This window comes from Snuella sedimenti (assembly GCF_016428595.1).
GTDB lineage: Bacteria > Bacteroidota > Bacteroidia > Flavobacteriales > Flavobacteriaceae > Snuella > Snuella sedimenti.
In genome coordinates this window covers 91,201-106,572 of sequence record NZ_JAELVQ010000009.1, presented here as the reverse complement: position 1 = coordinate 106,572, position 15,372 = coordinate 91,201, and the positions used below count along the sequence as shown (strand labels likewise).

General features: G+C 35.9%; 12 protein-coding genes. 4 read left to right on the top strand and 8 right to left on the bottom strand.

Features of this window, described 5'->3' with window-relative positions; all coding sequences use genetic code 11:
- Positions 1–275: 275 nt before the first annotated feature.
- Positions 276–635: a YraN family protein gene (locus JF259_RS09040; RefSeq protein WP_199114994.1), complete on the top strand. Its 360-nt coding sequence runs from the start codon at positions 276–278 to the stop codon at positions 633–635.
- A gap of 31 nt (positions 636–666) precedes the next feature.
- On the opposite strand, the gene JF259_RS09035 is transcribed toward JF259_RS09040, so the two are convergent.
- Positions 667–2,001, bottom strand: a complete 1,335-nt coding sequence (locus JF259_RS09035) for a TlpA family protein disulfide reductase (protein WP_199114993.1) — start codon at positions 1,999–2,001, stop codon at positions 667–669.
- Between the two features lie 30 nt (positions 2,002–2,031).
- A complete protein-coding gene (gene mfd / locus JF259_RS09030) occupies positions 2,032–5,382 on the bottom strand; it encodes a transcription-repair coupling factor (RefSeq protein ID WP_199114992.1) in 3,351 nt (1,116 codons plus the stop codon).
- 234 nt (positions 5,383–5,616) lie between these two features.
- Here mfd and JF259_RS09025 point away from each other — a divergent pair, with 234 nt between their 5' ends.
- The gene (locus JF259_RS09025) at positions 5,617–6,048 is read left to right on the top strand and encodes a tellurite resistance TerB family protein (protein ID WP_199114991.1); all 432 of its coding nucleotides are present in this window, start codon (positions 5,617–5,619) and stop codon (positions 6,046–6,048) included.
- 71 nt (positions 6,049–6,119) lie between these two features.
- Here JF259_RS09025 and JF259_RS09020 read toward each other — a convergent pair whose 3' ends face one another.
- The 6 genes from JF259_RS09020 to metG form a co-directional block, all read right to left on the bottom strand.
- Positions 6,120–6,965 carry a hypothetical protein gene (locus tag JF259_RS09020; RefSeq protein ID WP_199114990.1) on the bottom strand — a complete coding sequence of 282 codons (846 nt, stop codon included), beginning with the start codon at positions 6,963–6,965 and terminating at the stop codon, positions 6,120–6,122.
- A gap of 56 nt (positions 6,966–7,021) precedes the next feature.
- On the bottom strand, positions 7,022–9,148 hold the full coding sequence (locus JF259_RS09015) for a Tex family protein (protein ID WP_199114989.1): 2,127 nt from the start codon (positions 9,146–9,148) through the stop codon (positions 7,022–7,024).
- 82 nt (positions 9,149–9,230) lie between these two features.
- Positions 9,231–9,935, bottom strand: a complete 705-nt coding sequence (locus tag JF259_RS09010) for an OmpA family protein (protein ID WP_199114988.1) — start codon at positions 9,933–9,935, stop codon at positions 9,231–9,233.
- 20 nt (positions 9,936–9,955) lie between these two features.
- Positions 9,956–10,426, bottom strand: a complete 471-nt coding sequence (locus JF259_RS09005; protein WP_199114987.1) for a lipocalin family protein — start codon at positions 10,424–10,426, stop codon at positions 9,956–9,958.
- Positions 10,427–10,815: 389 nt separating this feature from the next.
- Positions 10,816–11,334: a ferritin gene (locus tag JF259_RS09000; protein ID WP_199114986.1), complete on the bottom strand. Its 519-nt coding sequence runs from the start codon at positions 11,332–11,334 to the stop codon at positions 10,816–10,818.
- 284 nt (positions 11,335–11,618) lie between these two features.
- Entirely contained in the window at positions 11,619–13,685 is a 2,067-nt protein-coding gene (gene metG / locus JF259_RS08995) for a methionine--tRNA ligase (protein WP_199114985.1), read from the bottom strand.
- 258 nt (positions 13,686–13,943) lie between these two features.
- Between metG and JF259_RS08990 the strand changes: the two genes are divergently transcribed.
- Together JF259_RS08990 and JF259_RS08985 are read left to right on the top strand one after the other, a co-directional pair.
- Positions 13,944–14,981: a S66 peptidase family protein gene (locus JF259_RS08990; protein ID WP_233164184.1), complete on the top strand. Its 1,038-nt coding sequence runs from the start codon at positions 13,944–13,946 to the stop codon at positions 14,979–14,981.
- A gap of 54 nt (positions 14,982–15,035) precedes the next feature.
- Entirely contained in the window at positions 15,036–15,296 is a 261-nt protein-coding gene (locus JF259_RS08985) for a hypothetical protein (RefSeq protein ID WP_199114984.1), read from the top strand.
- The last annotated feature ends 76 nt before the right edge of the window (positions 15,297–15,372 follow it).

The window sequence follows — 15,372 nt, the reverse complement described above, 5'->3', positions numbered from 1 at the left end:
ATACCACGATTTTTATTATATTGACCTTACCAAATATTAAAACGTCATTTAACGTGAATAATGGTTACGAATCCTAACGTATCTTCGATTGAAATTCTGGAAAAATTCAGTATCGAAAAGTACTTTTAGTGGGAATTTATGTCAGTTTGAGTGCCAAATCTGTGATTTGGTGTATCGAAAACAAATAAATTCCTTATCCATTATTCACGTTCATTTAATAATAGATTCTTCAGTTAGCCTTTGGTCTACTTTGGAATGAAACACAAAAGGCTTTCATGGCACAACATAACGAACTTGGTAAAAAAGGCGAACAACTGGCGGAAGATTTCTTATTGAAAAAAGGCTATGCTATTAAGGAACGGAACTACCGATTTGACAAAGCCGAGGTCGATATCATTGCTCAAATTAACGAAATACTAGCCATTGTTGAAGTTAAAACACGATCAACTATCGATTTCGGTAATCCACAAGATTTTGTAAAACCCAAACAAATCCAACGACTTGTTAAAGCTGTGGATGCCTATGTAATTAAGAACAATTTAAACGTAGATGTTCGGTTTGACATTATTGCTATTATAAAGAACGGAAACGGTTTTACTATCGAGCATCTAGAAAATGCTTTCTACCATTTTTAACTATTATTCCTATCCAAAACAATAACAAAACCTAATCTGCTTCAAAAAATTCCTTTAAAGCTTCAAAATCTTCGGGTTTTGCTATAATGACCTTGCTATCATTTAAAATGAAATAGGTTGGAGTGGCTGTAACATTATAACTATTACCAATAGGATTTTCCCATTTACCAGAGCCATAAACATGGATAAAATCTGGATAATTTTTAATAACTGAAGCCCATTCATTAGGTTCTTCTTCCAAAGCAACCGCAATCACTTTTACAGTATCTGGTTCTCTGTTTTTTACATACGCCTCCAATTGCGGTACTTGATCCAAACAGTGCGAGCACGTACTACTCCAAAATACCAATACGTAATTTTCTGCCCCCGTTAATTCACTCAATTTTTTTGTAGTCTTTTTGTTTTTACCATCCTCCACTTCAAAAGAAAAATCGGGCGCTGTACTCCCTATCGAAATATCCTTATACAATAGTAATGCATGCAATAATTCTTGATCGTTTAATAAAACCGCCAAATCCATTAAGTAGGTTTCTGCAATATAGTTGGCAACCGATTCTTCATTCAAATCGACCATTTGCTGCCATAATTCAACCAATAAACTTCTTTTAATCTCTGGATCTGTTTGTTCTATAACTTTACAAAAAACATCTATATTGCTTATATAATTCGCTGTTTCATCAAGCCCTTCAGTCGACATTCCAAACACATAATTTAACATACGTTCTATTAAAAAACTAGAGCTTTGGAGTACCTCATTATTAAAATCTACATGATCAAAATAATGCGTCTTCAAATTATCAGTATAGGTTGCTACATCTTCATATGCGTTTGGGATATAGGGCGTATTGGCCTTTATAAAATGCCAGGCGATCATTCCTTTTGTAACTGCTTCATAGTGCCCTTGCGTTTCTCTTTGCGTTTTAAAAATAGATATTAGAGCGAGTGTGTCTTTACTTTGTTCCCTATAAAACTTACCTATACTGTGCGTAATCATGGACATACTATTGGTATAAGACGCCAATGATTTATTTTCAACAGAGGATTGGAATTTTACCCCTATTTCCGAATTAAAAGTAAGTGCAATGTTTTCCTTACCATTATAAATCACATCAAAATTGTACTCTTCCTGCGGAATGGCGTAGACCACCCTATATATGCCTTTTATAGCCGTAGAATCCATTTTAAACTCAAAACTCCCATCGGGTCCTACTTTGGCATTAGCAACATAATTAGAGACTTGTGGCGTTACCTTGTACAACAAGGCTACTTTGTATTCTTCGGCTGGAGAAAACACCCCCTTTATAGTATATTGCCCTAAAAGAATACTTGGTAGTAATAACGCTAAAATTGCAGTAGATTTTAACATACTTTATATTTATAACTATGCGGACAATAATTAAGCCACAATAGGTTTTAATGTATTTAATGCTTGTTTTACCGATTTAACACCCTCAAAAGTAAGCAATAAACGCAAACCTTTGCGAGTCTGCTTCTCTTTCATTTTACAGGCCTTTGGATTGGATTGCACAAACTGCAGCACTTTTGAGAAATTTTTACTTTGATAAAAGCTACTTTGCTGATCGTTTATAAAATATCCCACAAACTTACCGTGTTTCATTAGAATTTTTTCAAAACCTATTTTAGTTCCCAACCACTTAATGCGAACACTATCTAGCAAATCCAATACCTGAATCGGCAATTCCCCAAATCGGTCTTTAAGTTCAACTTGAAACGCTTGTAATTCGTCTTCATTTTTTAAGTTATTAAGCTGCGTATAGAGGTTTAATCGTTCAGCAATATTATTTACGTAATCGTCTGGGAACAATAATTCAAAATCCGAATCGATGGTTATGTCTTTCACATAAACCTTGTCTTCATCGGCTTCTTGATACAGATCCTTAAACTCATTTTCTTTAAGCTCGTCAATAGCTTCATTTAATATTTTTTGATACGTATCGAACCCTATTTCATTGATAAACCCGCTTTGCTCACCTCCTAACAAGTCTCCAGCTCCACGTATTTCCAAGTCCTTCATTGCGATATTAAAACCACTACCAAGCTCTGTAAATTGTTCCAAAGCAGTCATACGCTTACGGGCTTCGTCGGTCATTGCCGAATATTCTGGTGTTATAAAATAGCAAAACGCCTTTTTATTACTACGCCCTACGCGTCCGCGCATTTGATGCAGGTCACTAAGTCCGAAGTTATTGGCATTATTAATAAAAATGGTATTTGCGTTAGGAACATCAAGCCCACTCTCCACAATTGTGGTACTTACCAACACATCGAAAGCACCATCCATAAAAGCCAACATAAGCTGTTCTAATTTTTTTCCTTCCATCTGGCCATGACCAATACCAATTTTAGCATCGGGAACCAACCGCTGAATCATCCCTGCAACTTCCTTGATATTCTCAATACGGTTATGGATAAAGAATATCTGACCGCCACGCTCTATTTCGTAACTCACGGCATCGCGAATGGTTTCTTCGTTAAAACGAATAACATGACTTTCAATAGGGTATCGGTTTGGTGGTGGTGTTGTGATTACCGACAAATCTCTTGCAGCCATCAAACTAAACTGAAGTGTTCTAGGAATTGGCGTTGCCGTTAAGGTCAACACATCTACATTGTCCTTTAAGGTCTTCAACTTCTCCTTTACCGCTACTCCAAATTTCTGCTCTTCGTCTACAATAAGCAGTCCTAAATCTTTAAACTTAACATTCTTATTAACAAGTTGATGGGTGCCAATAATGATATCTACATTACCCTTTTCCAAATTTTCTAACGTTTCCCGTTTTTCTTTGGCCGTTCTAAAACGATTAACATATTCTACTGTAACAGGAAAATCCTTTAAACGTGCAGAAAATGTCCTATAATGTTGGTAAGCTAAAATTGTGGTTGGCACTAACACTGCCACTTGCTTTCCATTATCAACAGCTTTAAAGGCCGCACGAATAGCGACCTCAGTTTTACCAAACCCTACATCACCACATACCAAGCGATCCATAGGGCGTTCGCTTTCCATATCGACTTTAATATCTGCTGTAGCAGTACTTTGATCGGGTGTATCTTCATAAATAAACGACGATTCCAACTCCAATTGCATGTAACTATCGGGGTTGTACTGGTATCCTTTTTGGGTCTTTCGCTTAGCGTATAATTTTATGAGATTAAAAGCGACATGTTTTACGCGTGCCTTTGTTTTTTGCTTTAATGTTTTCCAAGCATTGCTTCCTAGCTTATATACTTTTGGCGGCTTACCATCCTTACCGTTAAACTTGGTTATTTTATGTAGTGAATGTATGCTTAAATACAATACATCACGCTCTCCGTATACTAACTTTATAGCCTCTTGCTTTTTGCCTTCGACATCTATTTTTTGAAGACCTCCAAACCTGCCGATGCCATGATCGATATGCGTTACATAATCGCCAATATCTAAGTTTGTAAGCTCTTTTAATGTAATGGCCTGTTTTTTGGCATAGCCATTCTTAATATGAAATTTATGATACCTTTCAAAAATTTCATGATCCGTATAACAAACTATCTTGGCATCGTTATCGACAAACCCTTGGTGTAATGACAATACAAGGGTTTTGTAATGCACGTCTTCTTCTACATCTTCAAAAATATCGTGAAACCTTTTGGCTTGTTGTTCACTAACACAGGCTATATAGTTATCATACCCAGCATTAAACTTTGTATTTAAATCTTCAATTAATAAATTGAATTGTTTATTAAAGGCTGGTTGTGGTGTTGTGTTGAATGCAATGTCATAAGATGCCTCACCTACGGACGACATGACAGCGGAGCTACCAAACTCCATAATCGAAAAATCCAGCAATTGCTTTTTAAGCAACTCCGAATTACAGAACAATTCGTTAGGCTCGGCATGCTTAATATCGGGCGACAAGGTTTTAAAAGTCGCTTCGGCTTTAGCATAAAAATCATCTATCCTTGAAAAAAGCAACTCAGCGTTTTTAAGACATATTACTGTTTTAGCAGCGATATAATCTAAAAAACTTTGTCGGCGCTCTTCTAAAAGTTTGTTCGCAACATTGGGAATGATGTTAATCTTTTTTATCTGCTCTACAGACAACTGTGTCTCAACATCAAAAGTTCTAATACTATCCACCTCATCTCCAAAAAACTCAATTCGGTAAGGTTCATCGTTCGAAAAGGAAAACACATCTACAATACCACCGCGGACAGAGAAATCACCCGGTTCTGTCACAAAATCGACCCGTTTGAATTTATACTCAAATAATACTTCGTTAACAAAATCAATAGACAAGTTATCCCCAACACCAACTTTTAATGTGTTTCGCTCCAATTCTTTTCTAGTAACTACTTGCTCAAAAAGCGCATCGGGGTACGTGACAATAATAGCCGGCTTTTTACGTGAATTAATACGGTTTAAAACCTCGGCCCGTAACAAAACATTGGCATTATCTGTTTCCTCTATTTGATAGGGTCTCCGGTAACTACCTGGATAAAACAAAACATCCTTATCGTTACACAATCGCTCCAAATCGTTGAGATAAAAAGCCGCTTCTTCTTTATCATTAAAAACAATTAAAAAGGGTGTATTGGACGTTTTGAAAACATTTGAAATAACAAAAGAAAAAGACGACCCAACGAGGCCTTTAACATGTACTTTACTTCTAGAATTGGCAATAGCTGCCTCCAGTTTTTGCGTTTGCAAAAGCTGTGCATAAGTCTGGGAGAGAATGGTTTTACTCAACTATTTAAATTTGTAAGTCCTTGGCTTTTACACCTCATATATTTACGTGCAAATATAACCAAGAATTATAAATTATAGCCGTTTGAATTTATTGCATTTATCATGCAATGCTATTTGATTTTTTAGTATCTTTTAGTGCTAAATCAAAAGCAAAAAAGAAGGTCTAATTTATCCTACTTTCATTTTATTTTGTACAAAAAAAAATGTAGGTTTGCAGCATTAAAACAACAATATATGTCGATTTCAGATTTATTTGACAGTGGATTTAAAAAGCGTAACGAAGACCATTTTGCTGCTATCGTTCGTGTCGCCATGGATGATGGTGTAATCTCTGAAGAGGAAAAAGCCTTTTTAGACAGGTTAGCTCACAATTTAAATATTAGTGAGGGGGATTATAAACAAATTCTAAAAGATTACAAATCCCACCCAATTAATCCACCACATTCATACGATGTGCGTTTAGAGCGTCTTTATGATCTAGCTCGTATGGTATACGTAGACCACATTAAAGGTGATCATGAAGAAATTTTACTTACAAAAATAGCTGTAGGACTTGGTTTTACAACATCCAATGTAAAATATGTTATAGATAAGGCATTGACCTTGGTGAGTGAGGGCGCTACGCTCGATACCTTTACTGAAGAAATAAAAAACATGAATAGATAAGTCCAGATATTTCTGTGTATCGAAAGGGAGAACCAAATAGTTCTCCCTTTTTTATAAAATGTTCTGACAACTCATTTCTTATAAAATGGTGTCCGTTTGGCTAAATACTTTAATGTGATTTTATAGGCATCCTGTGTGTTCCAAAATGCTGTATGATCCTGACTAAAAATATTACTACCTCTATCATTATAAATATTCATTATCATAGACGTTGAGTAATTTTGAACCGTTGTTGAACTGGAACTACTTGAAGTCTTAATCTTATTATCATTAAAAATATTACCTATTAAATTTCCTTTTTTATCTACATGTGCTTTCTTATCACGCTTTGAGGTAATCGTGGCATTTGAACTACTAAAAGTATTCTGCTGTGTTTTTTCGACCGAAACCGTTCCCTGAATAACATATTCCACACCTAGTACATGACATATCTCTCCCATAGTAAAACCATCAATATTATTATTGGTTACACCTGCTTTTATCAACAATGCATTGGTTGTTCTTGGGTATTGGTATTTCAGTTCAACATTATGTTTGTTAAATACTGAAAAAGCCTCCTGCTGAATTCTATTAGATAATACTTCAGAGCCTTTACTTTCATCCTTTATATAAGCAAAAGGAAGAATTGCAACCCTATTGTGATGGTCCTCAATATTTACATCTTGTCCTTTCAAAGAACTTGTCTTATTAAAAAACTCAATCCTTCCAGAAGCAAATGTGATTTTTACAATATCGCTTTTTTTAACATTGTAATTTACGGATTCATTCTTATAAACAAACTTAACAGCGTCGTCATTAATTTCCTTAACGGTCCCTTCCATCTCTTCACCATTAGTCTTCAATATAATATCGCTATTTTGGGCAACCATCGAAAACGTCCCTAATACAATAAGAACAAAAAACAAAAAAGACCTCATCTTTTATAATTTAGAGTTTCACAAAACACCACAATTTACAAATATTTGATTACAAATCACTTATACAACTTTAACTGAATTCGTTTTCTTGGAATGTCTATATCTAAAACCTTCACAATTACTTGTTGGTGCAAACTCACGTGTTCGTTTACATCTTTTACAAAACTATCCGATAAATTAGACACATGGATTAGTCCGCTTTCCTTAATACCAACATCCACAAAACAACCAAAATTGGTTATATTATTCACAATCCCAGGTAGCAACTGCCCTTCCCGCAAATCGTTAATGGTCTTTATATTTTGATTGAAAGTAAACACTTTGGCCTGTTCACGAATATCCAATCCTGGCTTTTCGAGCTCTTTAATGATATCCTTAAGTGTTGGTAGGCCAATTGTATCTGTACAGTATTTTTCCAAATCTATCTTTTGAAGTTCTTTTGAGTTTCCAATAAGCTCCTGAATGTTTTTCCCCAAATCCTTAGCCATTTTAACAACAATTGAATAACTTTCAGGATGTACAGCCGAATCGTCTAGCGGATTTTCAGCATCCTTTATTCTTAAAAATGCAGCGCCTTGCTCAAATGCTTTCCCGCCTAGACGCGGTACCTTTTTAATATCTTTCCTAGAAGTAAACTTACCCTGCTCTTCACGGTAGTTCACTATATTTTCAGCAAGTTTAACACCGATACCAGACACATAACTTAACAAGGGTTTACTTGCCGTATTAATATTAACACCAACAGCATTTACACAACTTTCAACTACGGTATCCAGTTCCTTTTTAAGCTTTGCTTGATCAACGTCATGTTGATATTGCCCAACACCAATTGACTTAGCATCTATTTTAACCAATTCTGCCAAAGGGTCTTGTAAACGTCTTCCAATAGAAACCGAACCTCGTACCGTAACATCATAATTAGGAAATTCTTCCCGAGCTATTTTTGAAGCCGAATAAATACTGGCGCCTGCTTCACTAACCACAAATACCTGTATCTCATTTTTAAAACGCACTTTTCTAATAAGTGCTTCTGTTTCACGTGAGGCGGTCCCATTTCCAATAGCTATGGCTTCAATTTTATAAGCATCAGCCAATGAGCTTATCTTTTTCATTGCTCCTACAGCATCATTCTTTGGAGGGTGGGGATAAATCGTTTCGTTATATTTTAATTGTCCTTGCGCATCTAAACACACTATTTTACACCCTGTTCGATACCCTGGATCAATACCCATAACACGCTTTTCTCCTAGCGGAGCTCCCAACAACAACTGTTTTAAATTTTTAGCAAACACCGTAATAGCCGAAGCATCGGCTTTTTCTTTTGCAATTTGCAAAGCTTCATTACTTAAGGATGGCAACATTAAACGCTTGTATGCATTTTTAATGGCTATTTGTATTTGATTTGAGCACATGTTATTAGAACGTATTACTCTACTTTCTATACGTTCAAGTACACGTTCATCATCAATCTCGATCTTAACACGAATAACCCCTTCTTTTTCGGCTCTTAGAACGGCTAGTAATCGATGGGATGGCATACGGGTCAAGCTTTCGGACCAATCAAAATAATCCTTAAACTTTTGTGCTTGCTCATCATCAACTTTCGTTTTGATTACTTTAGTAGAAAGCATGGCAAAACGCTCTAACTGGTTACGAATATAATTTCTAATATCGGTACGTTCATTGATCCATTCAGAAATTATATGGCGAGCACCTTCTAAAGCCTCTTCCATTGTGCCTAGATCTCCTTTAACGTGCCTACTGGCAACACTTTCAAGATCGTTGGCATTTTGTGCCATAATAATTTTAGCCAAAGGCTCCAACCCCAAAGCCTTAGCCTTATCGGCTTTTGTTTTACGGCTTTTTTTATACGGCAGGTATAAGTCTTCCAAAATCGTTAGGTCTTCAGCACGCTTTACTTTTTGTTCCAGATCAGGAGTCAAAACGGCTTGTTCCTCTAAAACCTTTAAAATAGTCAACTTTCGTTTTTCTAGAGTTTCAAATTGTTCTTTAAACTTAACTATTTCACCAATTTGAACCTCGTCCAAATTACCGGTTCGTTCTTTTCGGTAACGCGCAATAAAAGGCACAGTACAGTCCTCATTTAACAATTCGATTGTATTTTTTACAGTATGGGTCGTTAACTGGGTTTGCGCTGTTATAAAGTGTATAATATCGGTCATTAAAATATGAAATTGTTTATAAAAAAAATCTCGTTTTCAAAATAACATTGAAAACGAGATGTACACAAATTTAATTTAGAATTTAATTGCCTGCTTCTACCTTAGCATCTTCAATCATTTTCTCATTTGGCAAGATAGCTATGTTAACACGCCTGTTCTTTGCACGTCCCTCTGCAGTAGCATTATCGTGCAAAGGTTGTGTTTCTCCAAACCAATTGGTGGTTAATCGTCCTTGGCCTATACCATTCTGTGTAAGATAATTTGTAACAGCATAAGCACGATTTTTAGAAAGCGTCATATTGTAATCTTCTGATCCAGTACTATCGGTATGTCCTACGACTAAAAGATTGGTGTCTGGATATTCCTTAAAAACACCTATAAGCTTATTTAGTGTTGCTTGCGAAGCCCCATTAATATTATACTTATTGGTATCGAAGTAGACACCGCTATTTTCATCGAAGGTTACAACAATACCATTATCAACCCGTTCAACTTGTGCTCCTGGAATTTCTTCTTCTATTTGTTGTGCCTGCTTGTCCATTTTCTTTCCAATAAGTACACCTGCGGTTCCTCCTACAACACCTCCAATAACAGCTCCCAATTCGCCATTACCGCCTTTACCAACATTATTCCCTATAATAGCACCTAAGACAGCTCCTCCTGTGGCACCTATAACACCCCCTTTTTGTGCATTGTTTGCATTCTGAATTGCTTTACAGTTAACAAAGCTCACTGCCAATAGGGTAGCAAAAAGTAATACTCCTATGTTTTTTAATAATTTTCTCATAGCATCTAATAATTATTGATTTAAATTTTTGTAAAGTTCATAGTAATTGTAAACGGTTTTCCATCAACAGATACGGTTTGTTGCCATTGCATAATTGTATCTGACAATGAGGCTAAGCGCAACCTAAAACCTTGATTGGTTTCCGACTTGTGCTTTTCATTGGTTGGCTTTAATAAGAAATCATAAAGCCCCGTTTGCGAGTCGATTTCCTGAATGGTAAAAATAAAGTTTCGGTCGCCCGTTTCACAACCTGAAGTATTGATAGTATAAATGCCTGTATTATTGTTAGGCACAAACTGCCATGTACTCCCCTCAAAGCATGCTTTAGAAACATCATTAAGTAACGTGACATTATATGTTCCTTTTTCACTATAACCAATTGAATTTAACGTCCAATTGCCTTTCATAACTTTTTTAGAATCCCTAACGGTTTTTGAGGCACCACAAGATACCAAGCACCCCACAATGAATAACATGAGTATTTGTTTCATAAATTTTATCATTTTTAGTTACAGTTAATATACGAAAAATAAGACGCTAAGGATTTTTTAACTCTTAAAAAAACAACATTTAAAACAGCTAAAAAATTATAACCAACAACTTTTATTGATTATGTAAACCTATACTAATTGGTGAAAATCTCTAAGCCACTTTTTTAAGCAAGTCGTAGCACGGGCACTTTTTACAGCGTTTGTTCTCGCCTTTTTTGAATTTCTTACAGCAACTACTCTTTACTTTCTTAGGAATTACGATTCCTTCCTTTTCAAGTTTTTTTACTGCTTTTTTTTGTTTCTTTTTGCCCAAGAGATTTTAATAAAAAAATTACTTTCGGGCAAAAATAGTTATTTTTATTAAATCTAAATAAGGTTAAGTGTTAAATTTATTCCGAACCATTTGTAGAGGCCGTATTTACTGTTAAGGTCTGGATGTCCCTGTCAAATAAGTACAAACCACCCTTGTCGTCTCCAATGAGGTTTATTTTATCTAAAATAGTACGCGCCATCGCTTCTTCTTCAATTTGTTCCGAAACGTACCACTGTAAAAAGTTATGCGTTGCATAATCCTTTTCCTGTAAGGAAACATGAACCAACTCATTAATGCTCTCCGAAACAAAGACTTCATGTTCAAAAAGCTTTTGAAACATTTCTTTAAACGATTTAAACATTACGTTAGGTGCTTTTAAAGCATAGATTTGAGCATGTCCTCCACGTTCGTTTACAAACTTAACCAACTTAAGCATATGATCACGCTCTTCATCGGATTGTTTGTACATAAAATTTGCAATGCCTTCAAGCCCTTTTATTTCAGCCCAGCACGCCATTGCAAGATATATTTGTGAAGACTCTGCTTCTATTTTTATTTGATTATTAAGTGCTGTTTCTATATTTTTTGATAACATAATATGGCTTTTTTGTAAAGTTACAGTTTTCTTTACTTTTCATACAAATCAATAGTATATTATTTATCAAAATTTCAAGAAATCGTTCGTCCTAATAAATGTAAATAAATCTAACTGTTTAGGTATTCCGTAAGACTCCAAAAGCGATTCATTCCCAACTTTTAGGATGGCATTAGTAGAAAACTCGGTAAATATTTTTTTCATGTAGCCTTAGTCTTCAAGCAATACATAACATTACAAAAAACATTATGCGTTGCTTCACCACAACCACAGAAACAAATTCACTAACTTATCTGCAAACCGTTTGCAACGGATGCATCATCTGGATTTACAAACACCAATTTGCCATCGGTGCTTTCAGTCATTAAAATCATACCTTCACTCTCTACACCACGAAGTGCTCTGGGTGCCAAGTTAACCAAAACAGTTACTTTTTTACCCACTACTTCTTCGGCTGTAAAGCTTTCGGCAATACCCGATACAATGGTACGCACATCAATTCCCGTATCGACCTTTAAAACAAGCAATTTTTTAGCCTTTGGCATTTTTTGAGCTTCCAGAATGGTTCCCACACGAATATCCAACTTTGTAAAATCGTCAAAAGTGATCGTCTCTTTTTGTGGTTCCACTATTTTATTGGCCGCTTCGTTAGCTTTTTTACTGGCTTCTAATTTATCCAATTGCTTTTGAATGGTCTCATCTTCAATTTTAGAGAACAACAATTCTGCTTTCCCTATTTGATGCCCTGAAGGCAATAATATGTCTTTAGATGAAATATCACCCCAAGTATTCTCTCCTAAACTCAAACCGATATTGAGGATATCTTTCAGCTTGTTTGATGTAAATGGTAAAAACGGCTCACTTAAAGTTGCTAGGGCAGATGCTATTTGAAGCGCCACATACATTATAGTTTGGGTACGAGTTTCGTCTATTTTTATTACTTTCCAAGGTTCTTCATCTGCAAGATACTTATTCCCAAGGCGTGCCAAGTTCATTAATTCTTGTCCAGCTTCCCTAAAGCGATAACGTTCAATAGAGCTTGAAATAACATCGGGGTAGGCTTTTACAGCCGCCAAGGTTTCTGCATCTACTTGTGACAACTCATCCGCAGCAGGCACAACACCTTTATAATATTTATTGGTCAACACCACCACACGATTGATAAAATTCCCAAAAACAGCAACCAATTCATTATTGTTTCTCGCTTGAAAGTCCTTCCATGTGAAATCATTATCCTTAGTTTCTGGAGCATTGGCCGTTAAAACGTAACGCAAAACATCTTGTTGACCCGGAAATTCTTCTAAATATTCGTGCAACCAAACCGCCCAATTTTTAGACGTAGAAAGCTTATTCCCCTCCAAATTTAAAAATTCATTGGCAGGCACATTATCAGGCAAAATATAACTCCCTTCTGCTTTTAGCATTGCTGGGAAAATAATACAATGGAATACAATATTATCTTTTCCTATAAAGTGCACCAACTTGGTATCTTTATCTTTCCAATACAGCTCCCAATCCTTACCTTCTCGGTCTGCCCATTCTTTAGTTGATGAGATATACCCAATAGGAGCATCAAACCAAACGTATAACACTTTACCTTCTCCCCCGGCAACCGGAACAGGTATCCCCCAGTCCAAATCACGCGTTACGGCGCGAGGTCGCAATCCATCATCAATCCATGATTTCACCTGACCATAAACATTAGGCTTCCAATCTTTTTTATGTCCTTTTAATATCCATTCCCTTAAAAAAGCCTCATGCTTGTCTAAAGGTAAAAACCAATGTTTGGTTTGCTTTAGGGTTGGCACATTCCCTGTTAACGCAGATTTCGGATTAATTAAATCAGTAGCGTTCAAACTTGTTCCACAGGTTTCACACTGATCGCCATAAGCCTCCTCATTGCCACACTTCGGACAAGTTCCCGTAACAAAACGATCGGCCAGAAACTGACTTGCCTGCTCGTCAAAAAGTTGCTCGGTAGTTTCTTCAATAAATTCTCCTTTATCGTATAATGTCTTAAAAAAATCGGAAGCTGTTTCATGATGAATTGGTGCCGATGTACGAGAGTAATTATCATAGGTAATCCCAAAATCTTCAAAAGATTTTTTAATAATAGCATGGTACTTATCTACTATATCCTGAGGGCTTACACCTTCCTTCTTAGCCTTAATGGTAATAGGCACTCCATGCTCGTCACTTCCTCCTATAAAAGCCACATCGTTCCCTGTTAACCTTAGGTAGCGCACATAAATATCTGCTGGCACATAAACACCTGCCAAATGACCAATATGGATAGGCCCATTGGTATAAGGCAATGCTGTAGTAATTGTATATCGTTTTGGTTTATTCATTTTTTACTTTATAATGTCAGGTCGAGCGCAGTCGAGACCTAAAAAACACCTCTCGACTGCGCTCGAGGAAACAAAATACGTCTAACTTAATTTGTTTAAAGCCGTAAAAGTACACATTTTGACAGCTAATTAGAAACGAGTATTTATAAATTTTAAACATCCCTTTTTTAACAGATGCTTTAAAAACTATCATTCGGAAACGAAGCGTTTACACACGTCTTTATTTTAATAATTATTAAATTTAAAAGTGTAAAAAAAATGTACATTTACATTATGTCTGGAAAACCACTAATAATAACCTTGATTTGTACTGTTTTTTTCTTCGGAATTAAAACCATTATAGGACAAAACACAGCATCACCAAAACACACAAACACTTTGATACAACCACCATATTTAGAAGCAGGAGATACCGTTGCCATTGTAGCGCCTTCAGGAATTTTAAAAAACCGCACTAAAGAAATTGAACAAGCCAAAAATTTACTGAAAAGTTGGGGGCTGCATCCTATTGTAGGAGAACATGTTTTTAACCAAGCTAACCATTTTGCGGGCACTGATGATGAGCGGTGTGAAGACCTACAAAAGGCCTTAGATGACCCTAACATAAGAGCTATTTGGTGTGCCAGAGGGGGTTATGGCACAGTTAGAATTTTAGATCGACTTAATTGGACAAAGTTTAAGGAAAACCCAAAATGGATTATTGGATATTCAGACATTACAGCCCTTCATAATCAAATTCACAATGAAGGCTTTGAAAGCTTACATGCTATAATGTGTACCAGTTTGCAAGATGATACCAGCACTATTAAAGAAAGCATTTCATCATTTAAAGCTGCCATTTTTGGCAAACCGTTGTCCTACACCTTAGAAGGATCAAAATATAACAGACAAGGGACAGCTTCTGCCTCCCTTGTTGGAGGCAACCTAACGATATTGCATACAATGCTGGGCTCTAACACCAGTATTGACACTTCTGGAAAAATTTTGTTTATTGAAGAAATTGGTGAATATAAATACCACATAGACCGGATGCTGCAAAGCTTAAAACGCGCCGGTTATTTCGACCAATGCAAAGGGGTGATTGTGGGCAACATGACCAAACTACGCAAGAACACAACGCTATGGGGAACAAGCATTGAACAATTAATTTTAGATGCGTTAGCCGATTACGATTTCCCTATTGCCTTCAATATGCCAGCCGGGCATGAAAAGGACAATCGTGCTTTGATTTTGGGGCGTACCGTCGATTTAACCGTAAATAACGGGCAGTCAACTATTTTTTTTAGGAATAACTAAAAAATGTATTATAATTGGGCACTAATTTAGTAATAACTATTAAAAAGTCTCCAAATGAAAAGAAAATTACAATTATTACCTTTAGCAATCGCGCTATTGCTTTCGGTTAAAGTTAGTGCTGACGATGTAACAAGAATAAACAACTTAGATTTAAACAATCCAGATGTACGTAAGTGCTTGATCGAAGCTTCTAAAAGTGAAGGTTGGGATTTAAAATCTGTTTATCTTAATTCTGAAGAAAAGCTAGTATACATCTTTTCCAAAGGAAAAAATGATAAAGTATACACTAGTGTACAAGCATTTCCTAGTAAATAATTACTTTACACCAAATAAAGTGCTATTTCATATTGTGTTTAACATGAAATAGCACTTTTATTCTTTAAACAAGCCC